The organism is Pseudochrobactrum algeriensis (genome assembly GCF_018436245.1).
Lineage (GTDB): Bacteria > Pseudomonadota > Alphaproteobacteria > Rhizobiales > Rhizobiaceae > Pseudochrobactrum > Pseudochrobactrum saccharolyticum.
Map to the genome: position 1 here is coordinate 2,505,559 of NZ_CP075361.1, position 22,149 is coordinate 2,527,707.

Genomic DNA, 22,149 nt, shown 5'->3' on the forward strand with positions numbered 1-22,149 from the left:
AATTCCGCAGCTTTACCGGAGCACAGAACGCCCGCAATGAAGCACTATGCTTTTGCCACGGCTTTGTGTTTTTCCGGCCTGCTGCCCACAATGATTTCTCCGGCACTGGCCGGAGAGATCACCGTATCTGCCGGACAAAATCTGCAAAACGTCCTTGATCAGGTACCGGCGGGGGAAACGATCCGCCTGCTCAAAGGGCGGCATGACGGGTCAGTCGTCATTGACAAGACAGTCATGCTTGAGGGGGAAGCCGGAGCCGTGCTTTACGGCTCCGGCACCGGCAATACGATTACCGTCAATGCACCGGAAACCATCATTCGCGGGTTGGAAATCCGTGGTTCCGGCGACAATCTCTTTGATCTCAATTCCGGTATTTTCATCGCCAAAACTGCCACCGGCGCACGCGCAGAGAATAACCGGCTGATTGATCATCTCTATGGTATCTATCTGCATGGTGCCAAGGATTCCGTGGCCGAAGGCAATGAGATTATTGGCAAGCGCGGTGTGCGCATGGCGCAAACCGGCAGCGGTGTTTCCATCTGGAATGCACCGGGTGCCAAAGTGCTGAATAATACCATCCGCTATGGCCGCGACGGCATTTATACCAATGCCAGCCGCAAGAATATCTTCCGTGGCAATCTCATGGAAAATGTGCGCTTTGCTGTCCATTACATGTACACAAATGACAGCGAAGTCAGCGATAATATCTCGCGCAATAATTCTGTCGGCTTTGCCATTATGTATACCAGCCGGCTCAAAATTACCGGCAATCTTTCGGAGGGTGACCGCGATCACGGGTTGCTGCTAAACTATGCCAACAGTTCCGTCATCACCGGTAATCGGGTGATCGGCAAAATGCAATCGGCTGACCGCTGGATGGATGCCGGTGTTCAAAGCGCCGAGCACGGCATGCCAGCACCGGAAACAGACCCGTCTGCAGAGACTGGCAACCTGCGACTGGGGCCTGAGAAATGCGTTTTCATCTACAACGCCAATAAAAACAAATTCACCGGCAATCAGTTTGAAAATTGCAGTATCGGCATTCATTTCACGGCCGGTTCCGAAGGCAATGTGATGAGCGGCAATGCCTTCATCAACAACCGCAATCAGGTCAAATATGTCGGCACCCGTAATCTCGACTGGTCGGCCAAAGGCCGCGGCAATTTCTGGAGCGACAATCCCGCTTTTGATCTCAATGGCGACGGCATTGCTGACAGCCCCTACCGGCCGAATGACCTGATCGACAAAGTGCTGTGGACAGCACCGCAGGCCAAAATTCTTATCAACAGTCCGGCGATCCAGACGATCCGCTGGGCGCAGACGCAATTTCCCGCATTGATGCCGGGTGGTGTCATTGACAGCTATCCGCTGATGAAGCCGCCTGCGATGCCGGTCAAATCCGGAGGCGAAAATAAATCATGACTGAAACCGTAAAGCTTGCCGGTGTCACCAAAACCTATGGCACTTTCAATGCCATCAGCGATGCGTCCTATGTGCTGAATGCCGGTGAAAATATTGCCTTGGTCGGCCATAATGGTGCAGGCAAGACCACGATGATCAAGCTGATGCTGGGATTGATCCGCCCGACACATGGCAAAGTGCTGGTGCTGGGTGAAGACCCTGCAGCCGGACAATTCGCGGCACGGCGCAAGCTTGGCTATCTGCCCGAGCATGTCTCTTTCAATATGGCGCTGACCGGACGGGAAACCCTGTCTTTTTACGCCAAGCTCAAATCCGTTGCTGTGAAGGAAACCGCCGCACTGCTCGATCATGTCGGCCTGTCCCATGCGGCAGACCGGCGTGTCGGCACCTATTCCAAAGGTATGCGCCAGCGGCTTGGTCTGGCGCAGGCTTTGCTCGGCAAACCCGCCGTGCTGTTGCTGGATGAGCCGACAACCGGCCTTGATCCTGCCTTGCGCAAAAACTTCTACGATTTGCTGGAGGTTATGCGTGCGGAAGGCACCACCATTCTGATGTCCTCCCATGCGCTCACCGAACTGGAAAACCGTGTCGGGCGGGTGATTATCGCCAATCGCGGTAAGGTCATTGCTGACGGTTCATTGGATGATCTGCGCCATATTGCGCGTCTGCCGGTGCGTATCCGTGTCAGCTTAGCTGAAGGCGAAACCGCACCGCACAGCACCGGACAGTCCCTGCGGATAGGCTGGCGGAAAACCGGCTTTGCAAGTTTTGAGGCGGATGTCTCAGCAGAAGACAAAATGCAGGTTCTGAACTCCGTTATCGCTCAAAACCATAACATCACGGATATTGATGTCATGGCACCGACACTAGATGAGCTTTACGCCCATTTCCTCACAGTTAAAGAGGCCGCGGAATGAAAAATCTCATTCATATTGCTGGTAAGGAAATTCAAGAAGGATTGCGCAACCGCTGGGTGCTGGCAACCACGCTGCTGCTGGCTGCGCTGGCGCTGAGCATGAGTTTTCTCGGCAATGCACCGACCGGTAGCACTATCGGTTCCAACCGGCTGGATGTGGTGATTGTCAGCCTCTCCAGCCTCACCATTTTTCTGATCCCGCTGATTGCACTGCTGATCTCTCATGATGCGGTTGTCGGTGAAATGGAACGCGGCACCATGCTGTTGCTGCTGAGTTATCCGATCGGGCGCAAACAGGTCATTCTTGGCAAGTTTCTCGGACAGCTCACTATTCTCGCTTTCGCGACCCTGTTCGGTTATGGCAGCACCGCCGTAGTGCTTGCACTGACAGGCGGCGGCATTGATGCGGCAAGCTGGCAGGCTTTACTGTCGCTGATCGGCAGTTCTGTCTTACTCGGCGCGGTATTCATCGCCATCGGCTTTTTCGCCAGCACAATCGTTCGTGAGCGCAGCACGGCTGCGGGCATTGCCATCGGCATCTGGCTGCTCTTTGTGCTGATCTATGACATGGCGCTGCTTGGTCTGCTGGTCTTCGATCAGAGGCAGATGATCGGCACTGCTTTGCTCAATATTCTGCTGCTGATCAACCCGACAGATGCCTATCGCCTGCTCAATTTCGGCACAGGCGGTGCCGGTGCCCTCACCGGCATGGGCGGCGTTGCAGGCACCACAACTCTGAGTACAGGTATTCTCACTCTGGCGCTAGGACTATGGACTGCCATCCCGCTCGGCCTGTCCGTACTCATCTTTTCAAGGAAAGAACTATGAGACTGATCTCCCTTTTCATCCCCGTCATTGCCGCTCTTACCCTGTCCGCCTGTTCGCCTGAAAAACAGGCTGAGACACCAGCTCCGTTTGCACTGACTGAAGCGGCCATGGGGCGCTATTGCGGTATGAATGTTCTGGAACACAGCGGCCCGAAAGGTCAGATCATTCTGCATCCGGCAAGTGAAGCCATCTGGTTCTCCTCTGCCCGTGACACGCTGGCTTTTACCATGTTGCCGGAAGAGCCGAAAAATATCGCGGCAATCTATGTCTCCGATATGGCCAAAGCCCCAAGCTGGGAGCAGCCGGGCGCACAAAACTGGGTTGATGCGAAAAAGGCGTTCTTTGTCATCAACAGCAATGCCACCGGTGGCATGGGGGCTAAAGAGACCGTGCCCTTCTCTACCCGTGAAGCGGCAGAGCAATTTACCAAAGATAAAGGCGGCGACATCGTTACCTTTGCCGACATTCCGCAGGACTATGTTCTCGGCACCTTAGACGCGCCTGCTGAAGCACCAATGAGCACGCACCATTAATCTCATGAATATTTTCACGGAGGCTGCCATGACAAACCGTATCAATCGCAGACGTTTTATCGGTATCAGCTGTGCTGCTGCGGGTCTGAGCCTCCTGCCGTTTCATGCCGGTGCATCTGCACATAATAATGCAGTGATCTGGCAGGGCTTTGCCCTTGGCGCACCGGCAAAAATCATTCTGCATCATCCCGACAAGAGGGCCGCAGAAGCCCTCCTCCGGCAGGTTCGTGCGGAAATCGCACGTCTGGAAGGTATTTTCAGCCTTTACCGGCCAGACTCTGAACTTGCCTCGCTCAACCGCTCCGGTGCTCTGGCGATACCATCGCCGGAGCTGGTTGAGTTGCTGGAAAAATGCCGTGGTTTTTGGGAGAAAAGCGGCGGTCTGTTTGACCCGACCATTCAGCCGCTTTGGGCATGTCTTGCGCGGCATTTCTCCGCAGAACATGCCGATGCCTCCGGCCCCTCCGCACAGGAATTGCAGCAGGCGCAGTCTTTAACCGGCTTTGATGCCGTGCGCTTCAGTAAAGACCGGATTATTTTTGACCGCCCGCATATGGCCATGACCCTCAATGGTGTGGCACAAGGCTATATCACTGATCTGATTACGCAATTACTGGAAAACCACGGCGTTACCAATACGCTGATAAATCTGGGTGAATATCGTAGTCTGGATAATCAGCCCGATGGTACGCCCTGGCAGATCGGTATTGCCGATCTTGAAACCGATCCGCAGCCCGATGCGATGCTGGAACTCTCCGGCAATGCACTGGCCACATCCGGCGGTGCCGGTTTCCGGTTTGACCCGGATGGACATTTCAACCATCTGCTCAATCCGAAAGCTGCGAACAGTCATGAACTGTCTTCGTCGCGTTATCAGCGCCTGACAGTTATCGCGCCTGACGCAACTTCTGCCGATGCATGGGCGACAGCCTTCAGCCTGATGGAGCAGGCAGAAATCCGTGCAATCCTGCAAAATATGTCCGCAACTTCTGTCTATATAAAAACTGCAAAAGATGGTTTTCAGCGGTTAAAAGTCTGAAAATGATAGCAATATATTGAATTGCGCCACGCATCACAAAGCTTTACTACTCATCCCACATTGATGAACACAGGGTCGGTCACGGCGACGGCTCTATAGCGTATCATGACTGCAAAGGGATGAGTATGATTGACCGGACGCTTGTCAGCGCATTGCCAATCTTTGCAGGCATGGAAGAAAGCGCTCTGGACAAACTGCTCTCCAATGCGGCTCAGCGCCTTGTTTCCAAAGGCGCTAAAGTCTTCGAGCAGGGTCAAAAAGCAACCGCATTCTACCTGCTTTTGCAAGGCAGGCTGAAAGTGATGCAGGTTACCGCCGGTGGCCAGCAACTGATTGTGCGCGTGGTTCATCCCGGTGATTTATTCGGATTTGCGCTGGCAATCGGACGCACAGAATATCCGGGCACACCGATTGCGGTTGCCGACAGTATTGTGCTCGCATGGCCGATGAACATGATGAACAGCTTTCTGGAACGCAATCCGACGCTGGCGATTAACGCCATGCAGATGATCGGCCAGCGGCTGGATCAGGCGCATAACCGTATCCGTGAAATGTCCACGCAGGAAGTGGAGCGTCGTATTGCTCATACGGTTATCCGGTTGGCACAGGAAGCCGGTATTCATGAAGGTGCCGATATCCGCATTGATTTCCCGATCTCGCGGCAGGATATTGCCGAAATGACCGGCACCACATTGCATACGGTTTCCCGCATACTCAGCAACTGGGAAACCAGAGGACTGGTCAAAGGCGGACGGCAATTGCTTCTGGTTTCCAATCTGTCCGGCCTTAAAAGACTGGCCGAGCACGAAGACTAAAATACTCCACCATTTTTGTCCGGTTTTTCAGCCTCTTTGCGCCCCGACAAAGAGGGGTGTTTCAATCTGTCTTAAGAAACGGGCAGCCGCTGAAGCGGTTACCTTTTTTCGGAGACTGACATGAAACTTACCTCAACAAAACTGGCTCTGACAGCAGGCGTTTTCGCCCTCTTCACCCTGCCGTCTCTGGCTGCCGATATTGAAGTACACATGCTCAATAAAGGCGCAGAAGGCGCAATGGTCTTTGAGCCCGCCTATATCAAGGCCAATCCCGGCGACAACATCATCTTCATCCCGACGGATAAAGGTCACAATGTCGAGTCGGTCAAAGATATGATCCCTGAAGGCGTTGAAAAGTTCAAAAGCAAAATCAATGAAAATTACACGCTGACTGTCCAGCAGGACGGCGCTTATCTGGTCAAATGCACACCGCATTATTCCATGGGCATGGTCGCGTTGATCGTTGTCGGTGACAATCCGGCTAATCTCGATGCCATTGTGGCTGCGAAGAAGCCAAAGCCGGTGCAGCAGCGCCTCGAAAAAGCAATTGCCAGCGCACAAAAATAACAGCCCTGCCTGATGCAGGTTTGCATACCGGCCCGCATGTTGAGATGAGGACACCGCTGTGAACGCCCCTGAGACCGCTGACCATCTGAAAAACGAAAACACCAAAACCAGAAAACCGGTGCCGCGCGGGTTAAAAATTACCGGCCCTGTGCTTTTCAGCTATGGTTTCAGACCGTTTTTCCTTGGTGCCGGTATCTGGGCTGTGCTTGCCATGCTGTTATGGATTTTATCCCTCACTCTCGGCATGCCGCTGGGCGGTTCTTATGATGCACTCAACTGGCACGCCCATGAAATGCTGTTCGGCTTCGGCTCTGCGGTTCTGGCAGGTTTTCTGCTAACCGCTGTGCCGAACTGGACCGGCAGCCTGCCGGTCTCCGGCACACCGCTGATCATTCTTGCCGGTTTCTGGCTGGCGGGACGTCTGGCCTTTCTCTATCCGGACCTCATCCATTTCTATGCGGCAATCGCATTGGAAAGCCTGTTTCTGCCATTGTTACTGGTAATTTGCGCAAGAGAAATCATTGCCGGCAAACAATGGAAAAATCTGAAAGTGCTGATCGGTGTCACACTTCTCACCATCGCCAATCTGATCTTCCATTATACTGTGATAACCGATGGTGATATTGCTTTTGCCAGCCGTATCGCTGTCAGTGCCTATGTGTTGCTGATTATGATTATTGGCGGCCGTATCGTGCCGAGCTTCACCCGCAACTGGCTCAACCGCAATCAGAAAACACGTTTTCCTGTACCGTTTAACCGCTATGATGCGCTTTGCATCATCACAGGCGCATTAACGCTTCTAAGCTGGATAGTTGCGCCGGAAACGCCGGTCACACTCGTGCTCGCCAGTCTGGCTGCGATCTTGCATATTGCGAGACTGGTACGCTGGCGCGGCTGGGAAACCGCACCGGAAAAACTCCTGCTCATCCTGCATATTGCCTATGCTTTCATTCCCGCAGGTTTTATCGCTATCGCTTTGTCTGCAGCGGATATGCTCAATGCCTATTCAACATTGCATATCCTGACTGTCGGCGCTGTCGCGACCATGATGCTGGCGGTGATGGGACGTGCCACACGCGGACACACCGGCAATGCGCTCAGCGCATCTTCGCTCACCATTCTGTCTTATGTTTGTCTGATTGCCTCAGCACTCCTCAGACCATTTGCAGAAATTGTTCTGAATTATTTCCATACAATTCTGGCAGTGTCGGCGCTGTTATGGATTGCGGCTTTCGCCCTTTATGTCATCGAATATGCACCGATGCTGCTGCAGGATCGCCGCCAGCGGGCAGAATAAAAACAAATCAATGAGCGCCGGAGCGTATCATCATCCGGTATGCTTCGCCGCTGGCATCAAAATTTCCGACCCATTGATGACCTGCATTTTCCAGCTCCGGCAGCAAGAAATGCGGTTCAGCTGAGAACAGCGCGAAGATCACCGCACCTTCTTCAATTCTGCCAAGCAGGCGCAGGATTTCTTCCGTAACAGTCTTCTGATCCGGCAATGAATAATCCAGATAATGCATCGGATCCGGCCAGATTTCCGGCACCACAGTTCGGGCAGACAGGCTGACCGGTTTTATCTCTTCTGCGGATTTTTCTGAAATTGCCGGAGAGAAAATGACCTCCCAGTCACCACCGGTAATTTCACGGGCAGCGCAGGAAAAACCTTTTCGCTCCATGACCTGAAACAACGGCACCGGACGGAAAGTTGCAAGCAATCTGAGGGATTGCCCTTCCTGCAAGCCGGAAACAGTCTGCATAATCAGTGGAAACGGCTCACCGCCCTCACGCAGCACCGGCCGTACATCCAGCTCAACTATTTGCATATAAATCCCCCGTCATAGACAGAATCTTGAGTCCGGTGCGTTTTCAGGAGGTCAGTTTAAACCGGAAGTCTTCAGAGAATAAACAAACCATGCGTGAATTATAATCATGGTTTCAGGACAGGATTTTGTTCTGTCGCAAATTGCTCGAAATAAGAATTAGCTTTTAAAAATTACGCTAAAATACACAGTGAGGTAAGCACGGGCATATCGGTGACCGCGCGTAAAAGCGTGTGGTTTACACTCGCTATGAGCGTAAACCACAAAGCTGATTAACCGGCGGCCATCACTGAATGCGCCTGTCCGGTTTTGTTCAGGTCCGGAATAACGACGATATCACTGCCGTCACGCACATTATCATACAGATGCATCACATCCTGATTGACCATGCGGATACAACCGGAAGAAACGGATTTACCGATGGTCCAATATTCAGGCGAGCCGTGAATACGGTAAATCGTGTCACGTCCGTCTTTATGGATATAATGGGCACGGGAACCGAGAGGATTTTGCAAGCCCGGCCCCATGCCACCATTGGCGATGCTGTAAGGTTCAAGCGCCGGATTACGGGCTACCATTTCATCCGGTGGTGTCCAGCGCGGCCACTTACGCTTATAGGCAATTTTCGCACGGCCGGACCATGCATAACCGTCTTTACCGACGCCGATACCGTAACGGGTCGCACGGCCACCGGATTTAATGTGGTAGAGATATTTATTCGGGGTATCGACGATAACCGTGCCCGGCTTTTCATCCGTGATATAGTCAACTTCCGTACGCCAGAATTTCTCCGGAATTTTCGACACATCGACTTCTGGAATCTGATAGCCTTCATCCCACACTGCATAATACATTGGCGGAGTGACAGGCTTGATTTTGTTGGCTGCAAGATCAGCCGAAGGGCGCTTGGTTTCACCGGTGGAAACGCAACCCGTCAAAGCAAGAGCACTGGCTCCAAGCAAGAAATGACGACGGGAGAATGCAAATTCAGACATTTATAGCTCAATCTTCATTGGAATTGATCCCGAACTATCATGTCTGTCCTTAAGTCAGGCTTAAGAACAGTCACGGGATCTTTCACTTCATTCATTTATCTTTTCTGATTTACTGAACGCGGGAGGCTGCGTTTTTCATTCAGCAAGTCTGAAACCTGAGAAACCACATCTATGACAACAACATGGTAAAAACAGAATTAACGTATGAAATAATAAGTTTTCTGGATGACCTGTGGCATTTATAACAAAGCCCTCTGCGTTTCAGGCAAAGGGCTTTGTTCATTTCGCATTTATGTCAAAGTTCAGTTCTTGCCGTAGCCGCCACCAGTCGGGGTGATGATGGTGAAAGCCTCACCGGCTTTTAGAACCACCTGATCGCAGCCTTTGAGAACCTCTACAGCACCGTCCTGACGGCGGACTTCATTGCTTCCCAGCTGACCATCCTCACCGCCTTCAAGGCCAAACGGTCGTACGCGGCGATGACCGGAGAGAATCGCAAATTCAAGTTCTTCCAGAGCACGGATAGTACGGTGTGTACCATTGCCCGCAGTCCACTTGCCGCGGCCTCCGGAATTCTCACGGATATGGAAATCTTCCAGCATCACAGGGAAACGGGTTTCCAGAATTTCCGGATCGGTCAGGCGTGAATTGGTCATATGAGTATGTACCGCATCGGCACCGTTGAAACCAGGGCCGGCCGGTGCACCGGAGCAAATGGTTTCATAATACTGATATTCATTATTACCGAAGGTCAGATTGTTCATCGTACCCTGTGCCGCAGCCATGGCCTTGGTCGCACCGAACAAGCAGTTGGTCACAGCCTGACTGACTTCCACATTGCCCGCCACAACAGCAGCAGGATAATGCGGTGATAGCATCGAGCCTTCCGGCACGATGATTTTGATCGGACGCAGACAACCGGCATTCATCGGAATGTCGCCGTCGACAAGCACGCGGAAAACATAAAGCACGGCGGCACGGGTAACCGGCTGCGGGGCGTTGAAATTGTCAGGACGCTGTTCAGACGTACCGGTGAAATCAACCGTCGCTTCACGCTTCACACGGTCAATCGTCACTTTGACTTCAATCTTGCTGCCCTGATCGAGTTCATAGGTGAACTGACCATCCGGCAATTGATCCAGCACACGGCGCACGCTTTCGGCAGCATTATCCTGCACATGCCCCATATAGGCTTTCACCACGTCTTCACCGAAATGCACAATCATCTTGCGCAATTCAGCCACGCCTTTTTCATTGGCAGCAATCTGGGCTTTCAGATCGTTGACATTCTGGGTGAGATTACGCACCGGATATTTGGCACCATTGAGCAAATCAGCCAGCGCATCTTCACGGAACTGCCCCTGATCGACCAGCTTGAAATTGTCGATATAGACACCTTCTTGCTCAATATTCACCGCCAGCGGCGACATTGAACCCGGTGCAATACCGCCGATATCGGCGTGGTGACCACGGCTGGCAACCCAGAAACGGATTTCTGTCTGTTCATCATCGAAGACCGGCGTACACACGGTCAGATCCGGCAGATGCGTGCCGCCATTATATGGCGCGTTAATCAGGAACACGTCGCCTGGTTTGATCACCGGATTTTCACGGATCGCTGTGGCAACAGAGGCATCCATCGAACCCAGATGCACCGGCATATGCGGCGCATTGGCAACCAGATTGCCTGTCGCATCAAAGACCGCACAGGAGAAATCAAGGCGCTCTTTAATATTCACCGAATAGGCGGTGTTCTGCAAAGTCACGCCCATCTGTTCAGCAATCGACATGAACAGATTGTTGAAAATCTCCAGCATGACCGGATCAGCTTCTGTGCCGATTGCCACGCGTTTCGGCAGCGCCTTAATGCGGGTCAGCACCACATGATCATGCTCGGTCAGGCGTGCCTGCCAGCCATCTTCAATGATAATGGTCTGGTTTTTCTCAATGATAATCGCAGGGCCGGTAACAGTCTGGCCGCGCTGCATAGTTTCACGCACCACAACAGCTGCATCATGGAACGCACCTTGTGAATAGAAGCGTGTCTGACGATCAGCCTGCGCTTCAGTTGCTTCACCAATATTGCCTGCTGCCTCGCCCTCACCGGCACCGCCGCCGACAGTTTCGAGTTCAACAGCATCAATGACCAGCGCTTTATTTTCAGCGATAAAGCCAAAACGGCGCTTATGCGCAGCTTCGAATTCCGCACGCAAACGTGCAGCTGCATCAACTGCCGGATAAGTTGCCTCAACGGAAAGCACAGTATCAGTGCCCGCATAACGAATATGGGCACGCAAGTGCTTGGTAATAACCTGCTCTTCCACACCCTGCGCAGTGAGTTCCGCCACGCATTCTGCGGCCAGTTCTGCACCAAGACGCTGCAATTCGGCAGGCGCATCCGCATCAAGATCAACACCCAGTGCCTTCTGGCGCGTCGCGCGGATATCCGCCAGACCCATACCATAGGCCGACAGCAGACCGGACATCGGATGCAGCAGAATATTCTTCATGCCCAGCGCATCGGCCACCAGACAGGCATGCTGACCACCGGCACCGCCAAAGCAGCTCAGAGCGTAACGGGTAACATCATAGCCGCGCTGTACAGAAATCTTCTTGATCGCTTCAACCATATTGGCAACAGCAATACGGATAAAACCGTCTGCCACGCTTTCCGGTGTGCGATCATCGCCGATTTCATCGGCCATCTGCGTAAACAACTCACGCACACGCTCAACATCCAGCGGTTTGTCCTGATCAGGGCCAAAAATCGACGGGAAATAATCCGGAATCAATTTGCCGAGCATCACATTGGCATCGGTTACAGCCAGCGGACCACCATTGCGGTAACAGGCAGGCCCCGGATTGGCACCGGCAGAATCAGGACCAACACGGAAACGACCAGCATCAAAATGCAGGATGGAGCCGCCGCCCGCAGCAACCGTGTGAATCAGCATCATCGGCGCACGAACGCGCACACCAGCCACTTCGGTTTCAAAAGCGCGTTCATATTCGCCGTCGAAATGCGCCACATCCGTTGATGTACCGCCCATATCAAAGCCGATAACCTGACCAAAACCGGCAGTTTCACCGGTACGTGCCAGACCGACCACACCACCGGCAGGGCCGGAGAGAATCGCGTCTTTCCCCTGAAACATATCCGCAGCCGTCAGGCCGCCGGAAGACATCATGAACATAACGCGCGCGCCAGTGCGCTCTACGTCCAGTTCGCGGGAAACCTGTGCCACATAACGGCGCAAAACCGGCGACAAATAAGCATCAACAACGGTGGTATCGCCACGGCCAACCAGCTTGATCAGCGGTGACACTTCATGACTGACGGAAACCTGTTCAATGCCGATATCGCGGGCGATTTTGGCAACGGCGGCTTCATGTGCTGGGAATTTATAAGCATGCATAAACACGATAGCGACGGCATTATAGCCTTCAGCTTTCAGAGCACGCAGCGCAGCTTCTGCCTGAGCCAGATCAAGCGGCAATTCAGTGCTGCCATCGGACAAAACACGTTCATCAATCTCGACTACGCGGTCATAAAGCGCTTCCGGCTTGATGATTTCCGTTGCGAAAATATTCTTGCGTTCCTGATAGCCGATGCGCAACGCATCACGGAAACCTTTGGTGGTCACCAGCGCCAGCTTTTCACCCTTGCGCTCAAGCAGTGCATTGGTGGCGACGGTTGTGCCCATACGCACTTCACCGATTGCACCGGTTGGCACCGGCTCACCGGCTTTCAGTCCCAGATGCAGACGGATACCCTGAACGGCAGCATCTTTGTAGGCAGAAGGATTCTCTGACAGCACTTTGCGGGCATGAAGATTGCCTTGGCTGTCACGGCCGATAACATCTGTGAATGTGCCACCGCGATCAATCCAGAAGTCCCAAGCCCCTGAAATCTCTTGTGCCGCTGCGCTCATTATCGGCTCCCTCATAAAATTTATGCCGTTACGCTGAATGTTTATTGGAAAACATAGTTTCATTTTATTGACAAAATGTCGATAAGATGGTGACATAAAATACACAGGATTGGGAGACTGGCAATATGAGCAGGAAAAAATCGCCGCCACCGGCAGATCATAATGACGAGTCATTTGTGGCCGAGGTCAGCCTGCCCAAGCATTTGCGCCCTGTCCCTTCCATCGGCCCTATTGTCTCCTCCGCCCATCTGGCAGAAGGTGGTTCCACCGCTTTATCCGAAGTGGAATATGGTTTGATTCTCGCGTCCCATGCATTCTCCCGCTGGATGGTACGCTGCATGGCTGCCGCAGGATTGCCGGGCCTTTCCCCGATTGAAATTCTTATCCTGCACTCGATCCGCCATCGCGGACGTGAGAAAAAGCTGGCCGATATCTGTCTGGTACTGGATATTGAAGACACGCATATTGCGACTTACGCTCTGCGCAAGCTGGAAAATGCCGGTCTTCTGACAACTGGTAAAGCAGCAAAAGAAAAAACAGTCCGCATTACGGATAAAGGCGCCGAAGCCTGTGCGCGCTATGCACAAATCCGCGAGCGTCTGCTCGTCGATTCCACGGCCAATGCCCGCCCCTCGGAAGAAACCCTGTCGGAAGTTGCAGCTCTGCTGCGCTTTATGTCGGGTGCATTTAATCAGGCAGCCCGTTCTGCCATTACACTATAAGGATGACCGGAGTGAACGACGCGCAGCTTCACCAATCAGCTGAAACCCAGCCACTTCTGGAAGTCACAGATCTCTCGGTAGAGTTCGGCACCGCACGGGTGGTGGACGGATTGAGCTTTTCCGTTCGTTCCGGCCGCACAACGGCGATTGTCGGCGAGTCCGGCTCCGGTAAATCCATTACCTCTCTGTCGGTGATGCGTCTGGCAGATATGCTGGGTGCAAAATTCCCTGAAGGCAAAATCCTGTTCACCGGCTCGCAGGGACAGATGAACCTGCTCGAAGCCGAACAGAAAACCATGCGCGGCATTCGCGGCAAAGAAATTGCCATGATCTTTCAGGAGCCTATGACCTCGCTCAATCCGGTTTTCACCATCGGTGACCAGATTGCCGAAGTGCTGATGCTTCATGAAAAAATGGGCAAGAAGGCAGCCCTGAAAGAAGGCCAGCGCCTGCTGGAAATGGTGCGCTTGCCGGATGCGCAGGGTATGCTCAGCCGTTTCCCGCACCAGCTTTCCGGCGGTATGCGTCAGCGTGTGATGATTGCGATGGCGCTTGCCTGCCGTCCGAAGCTGCTGATTGCCGATGAGCCGACCACCGCTCTCGACGTGACCATTCAGGCGCAGATTCTGCATATTATCCGCGATCTCCAGAAAGAACTGGAAATGGCCGTGATCTTCATCACCCATGATATGGGCGTTGTGGCGGAAATGGCCGATGATGTGGTGGTGATGTGGAAGGGTAAAAAGGTTGAGGAAGGCGCGGTCAGCGATATTTTCGCCAATCCGCAGCATCCTTATACCAAGGTTCTGCTCTCAGCCGTGCCGAAACTCGGCAGCATGGCCGGTGAAGATTTCCCGAAGCGCATGCCGGTCACAATTCTGGAAGATAATAAGCCGGTTCTGGTCGGTGAAACCCGTATTCAGGACACCGCCCGTCTTGATGAAGCGCCGCTCTTGTCGGTGCGCGATCTGTCGGTACGCTTTAATATCAAGAAGAACCTGTTCGGCCGTACAACCCATGTGTGCAATGCGGTATCGCAGGTCAGTTTTGATATTCATCCGGGTGAAACGCTGGCACTGGTTGGTGAATCCGGTTCCGGCAAATCCACCATCGGCCGTACAATCCAGCAATTGCAGAACCCGCTTTCCGGCGATATGCGTTTTAACGGCAAAGCCTTCTCAGAAATGAGTTCTGCTGAGCGCTTCCGCATGCGTCAGGAAGTGCAGTATATTTTTCAGGACCCGTTTGCCTCGCTTGACCCGCGCAAGACCATCCGCTTCTCGATTGCCGAGCCAATCCGCACACACGGTCTCATCCTTGATGAAGCCGCGATCACCAAGCGTGTTGACGAATTGCTCGAACGCGTGGGTCTGAGTTCAGCCGTTGCCGGACGTTATCCGCATGAGTTTTCCGGTGGTCAGCGCCAGCGTGTTTGTATCGCCCGCGCGCTCGCTTCCAACCCGAAACTGATTATCGCCGATGAAGCACTGTCCGCGCTCGACGTTTCTATTCAGGCGCAGATCATCAATCTGTTTATGGATCTGCAGAAAGAACACGGCCTCGCTTATCTCTTCATCAGCCATGACATGGCTGTGGTGGAGAAAATGAGCCATCGCGTCGCCGTGCTTTATCTCGGTCAGATCATGGAACTCGGCTCGCGCCGTCAGGTGTTTGAAACACCGTCCCATGATTATACCCGCCGCTTGCTCTCTGCCGTTCCTGTCGCCGATCCGCTGGCGCGCACCAACCGCGCAATGCTGGAAGGCGAAATTCCGAGCACAACACGCCGGATCGAGGACAAACCGCAGATCTGGCAGCATGAAGAAATCGCTAAAGGGCATTTCATTGCCCGCAGCGCATAAAATCTAACATCTGTTTCATTGTTTACAAAAGGGGAGTCGAGATTATGAAGCTTAAAGCATTATTCACAGCACTGACTGTCGGCACAGTATTGTCTGCTGTTGCCCTGTCATCTGCACCGGCATTCGCAGCCGGTAAAATGACCGTATCCTCACCGCAGGATCCGGGCAGCTGGGATCCGATTGACACATTTCTGGTCAACTGGGCATCTGTTGCCACCAATATTTATGACGGTCTGGTCTATCGCGGCCCTGATCTGAAAATCGTACCGGCGCTCGCCACATCTTGGGAAGAGCTGGACGAAGGCAAGCGCATCCGCTTCAACCTGCGTGAGAATGTAAAATTCCACAATGGCGAGCCTTTCAATGCAGAAGCTGTCAAATTCACCTTTGAGCGTCTGCTCGGTGATGAAGGTGCCAAAGGCCCGCAGCGCTCGAACTATGTTGCGATTGAAAAAATCGAAGTTATCGACGACAAGACTGTCGATTTCCACCTGAAAGCAACCGATCCGGTTCTGATGACCAAACTCGCCGGTTACGGCGCGATGATCGTGCCGCCAAAATATATTCAGGAAAAAGGCGATGATTTCTTCAATGCCAATCCTGTCGGCACCGGCCCGTTCAAAGTCACCAGCTACAAGCCAAAAGTCGGCATCCAGATGGAAGCTTTTGCTGACCATTGGGGCGGCGCACCAAAGCTGTCTGAACTTGAATATCGCTTCATCACCGAGCCTTCGACAGCCGTTGCTGAATTGCAGGCAGGTCGCGTTGATCTGGTGATCCCGCCGACAATTCCGATCGGCATGATCCCGACCATTGAAGCTGATCCTAATCTGGCGATCGTCACCACTGCCGGTCCAACTGTTTATTCGCTGCGCTACAATACCCGCGACGGCATTACCGCTGATGAGCGTGTGCGTAAGGCGCTGATCCTCGGTGTTGATCGCGACACCATCATCAAGTCCATTCTCGGTGGTCAGGCCGAGCCGATTGCCAGCCTTCAGGGCGCCCTCTCCTTCGGTTATGACGCGGATATGAAGCCGCTGCCATATGATCCGGAAGGTGCAAAGAAGCTTCTGGCAGAGGCCGGTGTTAAACCGGGTGCAGCCGTACAGATCGACATTCGCGGTAATGATGCGACATTCAACGAAGTTGTGCAGGCTGTTTCCAGCTATCTGCAGATCATTGGTATCAATGCGACCATCAAGCCATATGAAACCAACGTGCTTCTGAATGACATCATCCCGCAGGGTAAAACCGGCGCGATGTTCCAGCAGTCATGGGGCGGCTGGACATTCGATTACGATAACACTGCTTATTCCATGTATCACGCCGGTGAAAAATGGAACCCGTATGACAATGATGCGAAAATGAATGAACTGCTGGAATCCCAGCGCGCCATTACCGATCGTGCCAAGCGTGAAGAAATCCTCAAGGAAATCGCAAAATACGCAGCCGACCGCGCATTGGAAATGCCGCTTTATAACCTCAAAGCGATTTACGGCATCAACAAGCGCGTGAAAGATTTCGTACCGGCACCGGACAGCCGTCTGCGCCTCACCGAAGTCAGCGTTGACTAATACAGCATCAACCGCGCCGGTCTTTTTGCCGGCGCGGTAATTCCTTGATCTTATAAAGGATAAGAATTTTGGCCGGATTTCTGATCAAACGAATTTTACAGGCGATCTTTGTCGTCATTGTCGTGACTTTGACCGTCGCTTTCGCAATCCGTATGACCGGTGATCCGGCGCTGATGCTCACCCAAGGTGCGGGCAGCGTAACCGAGGCCGATCTGGAGCGCATCCGTGAAGGTTTGGGCTTAAACCAGCCCTTCATCGTGCAATATATGAATTTCATCAAAGGCCTGTTCACGCTGGATTTCGGACGCAGCTTCCTTGGCGGCACTCCGGTTTCACTGCTGATTAAAGATGCCCTGCCCGCCACTTTGCTGCTGGCTTTTGCATCTATGGCCGTATCGATCATTATTTCGATCCCGCTCGGCATTAAAGCTGCGGTATCGCGCGGCAAATGGGCAGATCAGCTGATCCGCATCCTGTCTCTTGTCGGTCTGTCTTTCCCTAACTTCTGGCTCGCAACCATGCTGGTGCTGCTGTTTGCCGTTGGTCTGCAATGGCTGCCGCCAAGCGGTATGGATGGCTTTGCCAGCTTCATCATGCCTGCGGTGACAATGGGGATTATCCTCACCGCCACCAATGTGCGTCTGGTGCGCACCTCCATGTTAGAGACCCTGCAGTCCCAGTATATTATGGTGGCACGCGCCAAGGGCTTGAGCGAAAACAAGGTGCTGTACAAACATGCACTGCGCAATTGCGCCATTCCGCTGATTACCTATTTCGGCCTGCAATTCGGTGGTCTGCTTGGCGGTATTGTGGTCGTTGAACGCGTGTTCAACTGGCCCGGCATGGGCACTCTGGCTTTCGATGCGGTTTCCGGTCGTGACTATCCGGTTCTGCAGGCAAGTATCACCGTGCTGTCGCTTATGATTATCGGTGTCAATCTTCTGGTCGATATTGCCTATGGTCTTGTCGATCCGCGTATCCGGACGGAGTAGAAAATGGCCGCGAAAACTTCCTCTTCCCTGCTGTTCTCCCGCCTGTTCAGCCTCGAATTCATTCTCGGCGTCGGCCTCACAGCCATTATCTGTCTTGCCGTGCTGTTCTCCGGCCTGCTGTTTCCGGGTGGCGCTGATAAGATCGACCTGATGGCGCGTCTTACGCCGCCATTCACCAATATGTCCCATATATTCGGCACCGATCCGCTCGGCCGCGATGTGCTGGCACGCGTTGTTACCGGTGGTAAAATCTCGCTGCTGGTCGGCTTTGTCTCTGTTGCCGGTGCCGTGGTTGTCGGCGTTATCATGGGTCTGATTGCCGGTTACTATCGCGGTTTCTGGGATATGGTGGTGATGCGCTTTGCCGATGTGCAGCTCGCATTGCCATTCATCCTGCTGGCCATTACCTTTATCGCCATTGTCGGCGGCGGTCTGATGAACACCATCATTCTGCTGATCGTTTCCCAATGGGTACAATATGCCCGTCTGGTACGCGGTTCAGTGCTGGCGCTGCGTGAGCGTGAGTTCATCCTCTCTGCCCGTGCAATCGGTGTCAAAGACTGGCGCATTATTTTCCAGCATCTGCTGCCGAACCTGCTTGGTCCGGTGATCGTGCTGATGACACTGAATGTTGCCAATAATATTCTGCTGGAATCCAGCCTGACGTTCTTGGGGCTTGGTGTTGATCCGACGATTCCGAGCTGGGGCGGTATGCTGGCCGATGGCCGTACTTACTTGCAAACCGCATGGTGGGTCAGTGTTTTCCCGGGGTTAGCAATTTTGCTGACAGTGCTTGGTCTTAATCTTCTGGGCGACTGGCTGCGTGACAGCCTTGATCCGACAGGGAGAACATCGCGATGAGCATGATCTTTGAAAAGAGCTTTGAGCGCAGCCTCGATGCACTTGTTGCCCGCTTCTCCGATGCGTCCATGAAAGGCGTAACTGTTGAGGCGTGGCTGTTCGATGATCTGCAAAGCCGCAAGACTGCGGAAGCAAAATTGCAGGCACTTGGCGTTAAAGCCAAGCTGCATAGTGCCTATAAGCCGCTGGTGCATTTCTTTCTTGAAAATGTGGATTGCAGCAATCTCAAGCAGATCAGCATTGCCTATCCTGCCCATGATGCCTGTGCACCAAACCGCTTTTTGCTGGAAACCTATCCGCTCACCAAGCTGACCAGCGATGCAGAGGTGGATTTCAAGCCATCGGGCAAACAGGATTTCACCTATCAGGTTACGCTGACAGACAAGCACGGCACTGTAACGCAATACGAGGTTTTCGCACCAAACCGCACCCATGAGGATGCAGTTGGTGAAACCTTGTTGTCGCCAACCGGCTGGCTGAAAGTCACGCATCAAGGCACAACCACATCCGAGCGCTTTGAGACAGATTTAGAACAGCTGTTCCATACTGGTATTGCAGCAATAGCTAATCATACATGGGGCGATACAGAGCCTTATTTTGAAGAGTTGAATATTGCTGTCTCGCTACCAATCACAGATCAGAAGCTAACTCACGCGGAAGAAGCAATCAGCCTGACAGAAGCGCTGCATGAAGACTTCTACTTTGCATTGTTGGAAGTGTTTCAGAAAAAATCCGGCCGCCCGCTCGGTGACCGTGGCTTGCAGCCGGGACAGATTGTGCCGGAAATCACTTACGCAGATGCAGCGCCTTCTATCCGCATCACTGCCCGCGCTTTATCCACGCAGGACAGCACCGGTGAGAGTCAGACTCTTGCCACCGCACAGGCACCGCTATTTGCAGCACAGATCGCACAAGAACTGGAGCTTATTGGTGGTGAGGCTTTTGAGGCCAAATCCCGTTCCGGCCGCAGCGTTCTTGGCCGCTATATCAAAGGCACGGATGAGCCGATGATTATCAGCGGCGGTCAGCATGCCAATGAAACCACCGGTGTGGTCGGCGCCTTGCGTGCAGCCCATGAGCTGAAATCCCGTAAGGGCGCGCATTTCACCATTTCTCCGCAAGAAAATCCTGACGGCTATGAGCTGCACCGCCGTCTCTGTGCTGATAATCCGAAACATATGCACCATGCGGCGCGTTACACCGCTATGGGTGATGATCTGGAATATCGGAGCGGCGAGAAACTCTGGGAAAAGGCCATCCGCACACAGGCTGAAGCGCTGACCGGTGCCAAGCTTCACGTGAATCTGCACGGCTATCCGTCTCATGAATGGACACGCCCGCTCTCCGGCTACATTCCGCGCGGTTTTGGTATGTGGACATTGCCGAAAGGCTTTTTCCTCATCGTCCGCCATCACTCCGACTGGGCACAGCAGTCCGAAGAGCTGGTTGATCATGTCACCCGTCATCTCTCGGCCATTGATGGTCTGGTGGATTACAATAATGCGCAAATCGCCTTGTTTGAAAAACACGCAGGCGAAACCGGCTTCCGCATCATCAACGGCTTCCCTTGCCTGATCGGTGTCGATGACCGTCATACCGTGCCGCTGACGCTGATCACTGAATATCCGGACGAAACCATTTACGGCGAAGATTTCATTCGCGGCCATACGGCGCAAATGGAAACAGTGCTCTCAGCCTATGAGGCACTGCAAAAATTATCCGCCAAATGGTACATTGCATGAATAAAAATCCCGCCGCCTCAACAAAAGCGGCGGAATTTTTTTAATTTATTATACCAACAGGTAAAAATGCCTCATGGCACCCCGCTTTACTTCACCCTGCTGACAAAATAGGCTTTCCTTGCTTCTGATATTTCAGCATCGGCCATCAAACCACTATCTGAATAAAACCAGAGACATATAAATAATTATCCGGCCTTTTGCTTTCCTTATCAGATGCACAAGACAATCGCAGTTCCGGCTCAAAACAGTCCGGAAATGGTGTGTGTAAAGAGGAGAGACCATGCCTGAGACTCTAATTTCCGTTGATCTTTCACAGTCCGCTTATGACAATGAGAACCTGCATAACCGCTGGCATCCGGATATTCCGATCAATGTCTGGGTTGATCCCGGTGATGACTTTCTTATCGAGACTGTCGACTGGACAGGCGGCGCTATCAAGAACAATGATTCCGCAGAAGATATCCGCGATGTTGATCTGACGACGGTGCATTTTCTCTCTGGCCCTATCGGTATCAAAGGTGCCAAACCCGGCGATCTTCTCGTCGTTGACATTCTCGATGCCGGAACACTCAAGGGTCATGAATGGGGCTTTAACGGCTTTTTCTCCAAGACCAATGGCGGTGGTTTCCTGACCGACCATTTCCCGAGCGCCCAGAAATCCATCTGGCATTATGAGGGCATGTTCACCCGCTCCCGCCACGTTCCGGGTGTCAGTTTTGCCGGTATGATCCATCCCGGTCTGATCGGTACGCTGCCTGACCGTAAAATGCTGGAAATGTGGAACACCCGCGAGCTTGGCCTGATCGCTCAGGAACCAAACCGCGTTCCGCCACTGGCCAATCCACCCCATGCCCGCACTGCCCATCTAGGTTCGATCAAGAAGGGTGAAACCTTCGACAAGATCGCAGCGGAAGGCGCACGTACTGTTCCGCCACGCGAACATGGCGGCAATTGCGATATTAAAGACCTGTCGCGCGGTTCAAAAATCTATTTCCCTGTCTATGTTGACGGTGCTGGTCTCTCCATGGGTGACCTCCACTTCAGTCAGGGCGACGGCGAAATCACCTTCTGCGGTGCCATCGAAATGGCCGGCGGCTGGCTGCATATCAAAGTCGATCTGATTAAAGACGGTATGGCAAAATACGGCATTCGCAATCCGGTCTTCAAACCATCGCCGATGGTGCCGAATTATAAAGACTATCTGATCTTTCAGGGTATTTCTGTCGATGAACAGGGTCATCAGCATTATCTCGATGCCAATGTCGCCTATCGTCAGGCCTGTCTCAATGCCATCGAATATATGAAGAAATTTGGCTATTCCGGTGCGCAAGCCTACTCGATCCTCGGTTCTGCTCCGGTGCAGGGACATTTCTCCGGCGTGGTGGATATTCCGAACTCCTGCGCAACTCTGTGGCTGCCAACCGAAATCTTCGATTTCGATATCAGCCCGTCGGCAGCAGGACCGAAGAAGTTCCTCGACGGCTCCGTTGATATGCCGATTGCCTATGATCTTTGAGGTG

General features: G+C 53.0%; 18 protein-coding genes. 15 read left to right on the forward strand and 3 right to left on the reverse strand.

The features are described 5' to 3' along the window. Positions 1 to 90 precede the first annotated feature (90 nt). From KHQ09_RS13645 to KHQ09_RS13680, 8 genes are all read left to right on the forward strand, one after another. Positions 91 to 1,422: a nitrous oxide reductase family maturation protein NosD gene (locus KHQ09_RS13645; RefSeq protein ID WP_238481741.1), complete on the forward strand. Its 1,332-nt coding sequence runs from the start codon at positions 91 to 93 to the stop codon at positions 1,420 to 1,422. Next, entirely contained in the window at positions 1,419 to 2,339 is a 921-nt protein-coding gene (locus tag KHQ09_RS13650) for an ABC transporter ATP-binding protein (protein ID WP_213598784.1), read from the forward strand. Before KHQ09_RS13645 ends, KHQ09_RS13650 begins: the two co-directional genes overlap by 4 nt. Further along, entirely contained in the window at positions 2,336 to 3,166 is an 831-nt protein-coding gene (locus KHQ09_RS13655) for an ABC transporter permease subunit (protein ID WP_213598786.1), read from the forward strand. The genes KHQ09_RS13650 and KHQ09_RS13655 overlap by 4 nt, the downstream gene beginning before the upstream one ends. Next, positions 3,163 to 3,699, forward strand: a complete 537-nt coding sequence (locus tag KHQ09_RS13660; RefSeq protein WP_213598788.1) for a nitrous oxide reductase accessory protein NosL — start codon at positions 3,163 to 3,165, stop codon at positions 3,697 to 3,699. Before KHQ09_RS13655 ends, KHQ09_RS13660 begins: the two co-directional genes overlap by 4 nt. A gap of 28 nt (positions 3,700 to 3,727) precedes the next feature. Then, on the forward strand, positions 3,728 to 4,738 hold the full coding sequence (locus KHQ09_RS13665) for an FAD:protein FMN transferase (protein ID WP_213598790.1): 1,011 nt from the start codon (positions 3,728 to 3,730) through the stop codon (positions 4,736 to 4,738). A 119-nt stretch (positions 4,739 to 4,857) separates the two neighbouring features. Continuing rightward, positions 4,858 to 5,553, forward strand: a complete 696-nt coding sequence (locus tag KHQ09_RS13670) for a Crp/Fnr family transcriptional regulator (RefSeq protein ID WP_213598792.1) — start codon at positions 4,858 to 4,860, stop codon at positions 5,551 to 5,553. A gap of 120 nt (positions 5,554 to 5,673) precedes the next feature. Next, positions 5,674 to 6,120: a pseudoazurin gene (locus KHQ09_RS13675; RefSeq protein ID WP_213598794.1), complete on the forward strand. Its 447-nt coding sequence runs from the start codon at positions 5,674 to 5,676 to the stop codon at positions 6,118 to 6,120. A gap of 58 nt (positions 6,121 to 6,178) precedes the next feature. Then, positions 6,179 to 7,417 carry an NnrS family protein gene (locus KHQ09_RS13680; protein ID WP_213598796.1) on the forward strand — a complete coding sequence of 413 codons (1,239 nt, stop codon included), beginning with the start codon at positions 6,179 to 6,181 and terminating at the stop codon, positions 7,415 to 7,417. 7 nt (positions 7,418 to 7,424) lie between these two features. Here KHQ09_RS13680 and KHQ09_RS13685 read toward each other — a convergent pair whose 3' ends face one another. The 3 genes from KHQ09_RS13685 to KHQ09_RS13695 form a co-directional block, all read right to left on the reverse strand. Continuing rightward, positions 7,425 to 7,949, reverse strand: coding sequence for a DUF2249 domain-containing protein (locus KHQ09_RS13685; RefSeq protein WP_213598798.1), 525 nt, complete (start codon positions 7,947 to 7,949; stop codon positions 7,425 to 7,427). 269 nt (positions 7,950 to 8,218) lie between these two features. Then, positions 8,219 to 8,941: a L,D-transpeptidase gene (locus KHQ09_RS13690; protein WP_213598800.1), complete on the reverse strand. Its 723-nt coding sequence runs from the start codon at positions 8,939 to 8,941 to the stop codon at positions 8,219 to 8,221. 302 nt (positions 8,942 to 9,243) lie between these two features. Continuing rightward, on the reverse strand, positions 9,244 to 12,888 hold the full coding sequence (locus tag KHQ09_RS13695; protein WP_213598802.1) for a hydantoinase B/oxoprolinase family protein: 3,645 nt from the start codon (positions 12,886 to 12,888) through the stop codon (positions 9,244 to 9,246). Between the two features lie 110 nt (positions 12,889 to 12,998). Between KHQ09_RS13695 and KHQ09_RS13700 the strand changes: the two genes are divergently transcribed. From KHQ09_RS13700 to fmdA, 7 genes are all read left to right on the forward strand, one after another. After that, entirely contained in the window at positions 12,999 to 13,595 is a 597-nt protein-coding gene (locus tag KHQ09_RS13700; protein WP_213598804.1) for a winged helix DNA-binding protein, read from the forward strand. An 11-nt stretch (positions 13,596 to 13,606) separates the two neighbouring features. Beyond that, complete coding sequence (locus KHQ09_RS13705) at positions 13,607 to 15,457, forward strand: ABC transporter ATP-binding protein (RefSeq protein WP_420801448.1); 1,851 nt, start codon at positions 13,607 to 13,609, stop codon at positions 15,455 to 15,457. Positions 15,458 to 15,501: 44 nt separating this feature from the next. After that, positions 15,502 to 17,034: an ABC transporter substrate-binding protein gene (locus KHQ09_RS13710; RefSeq protein ID WP_213598808.1), complete on the forward strand. Its 1,533-nt coding sequence runs from the start codon at positions 15,502 to 15,504 to the stop codon at positions 17,032 to 17,034. A gap of 68 nt (positions 17,035 to 17,102) precedes the next feature. Further along, the gene (locus tag KHQ09_RS13715) at positions 17,103 to 18,026 is read left to right on the forward strand and encodes an ABC transporter permease (protein ID WP_075657004.1); all 924 of its coding nucleotides are present in this window, start codon (positions 17,103 to 17,105) and stop codon (positions 18,024 to 18,026) included. A gap of 3 nt (positions 18,027 to 18,029) precedes the next feature. Continuing rightward, positions 18,030 to 18,887, forward strand: a complete 858-nt coding sequence (locus KHQ09_RS13720) for an ABC transporter permease (RefSeq protein WP_022712554.1) — start codon at positions 18,030 to 18,032, stop codon at positions 18,885 to 18,887. Further along, positions 18,884 to 20,629 carry a M14 family metallopeptidase gene (locus KHQ09_RS13725; protein WP_213598810.1) on the forward strand — a complete coding sequence of 582 codons (1,746 nt, stop codon included), beginning with the start codon at positions 18,884 to 18,886 and terminating at the stop codon, positions 20,627 to 20,629. Before KHQ09_RS13720 ends, KHQ09_RS13725 begins: the two co-directional genes overlap by 4 nt. Positions 20,630 to 20,909: 280 nt before the next feature. Next, positions 20,910 to 22,145, forward strand: coding sequence for a formamidase (fmdA, locus tag KHQ09_RS13730; RefSeq protein ID WP_022712552.1), 1,236 nt, complete (start codon positions 20,910 to 20,912; stop codon positions 22,143 to 22,145). Positions 22,146 to 22,149 lie beyond the last annotated feature (4 nt).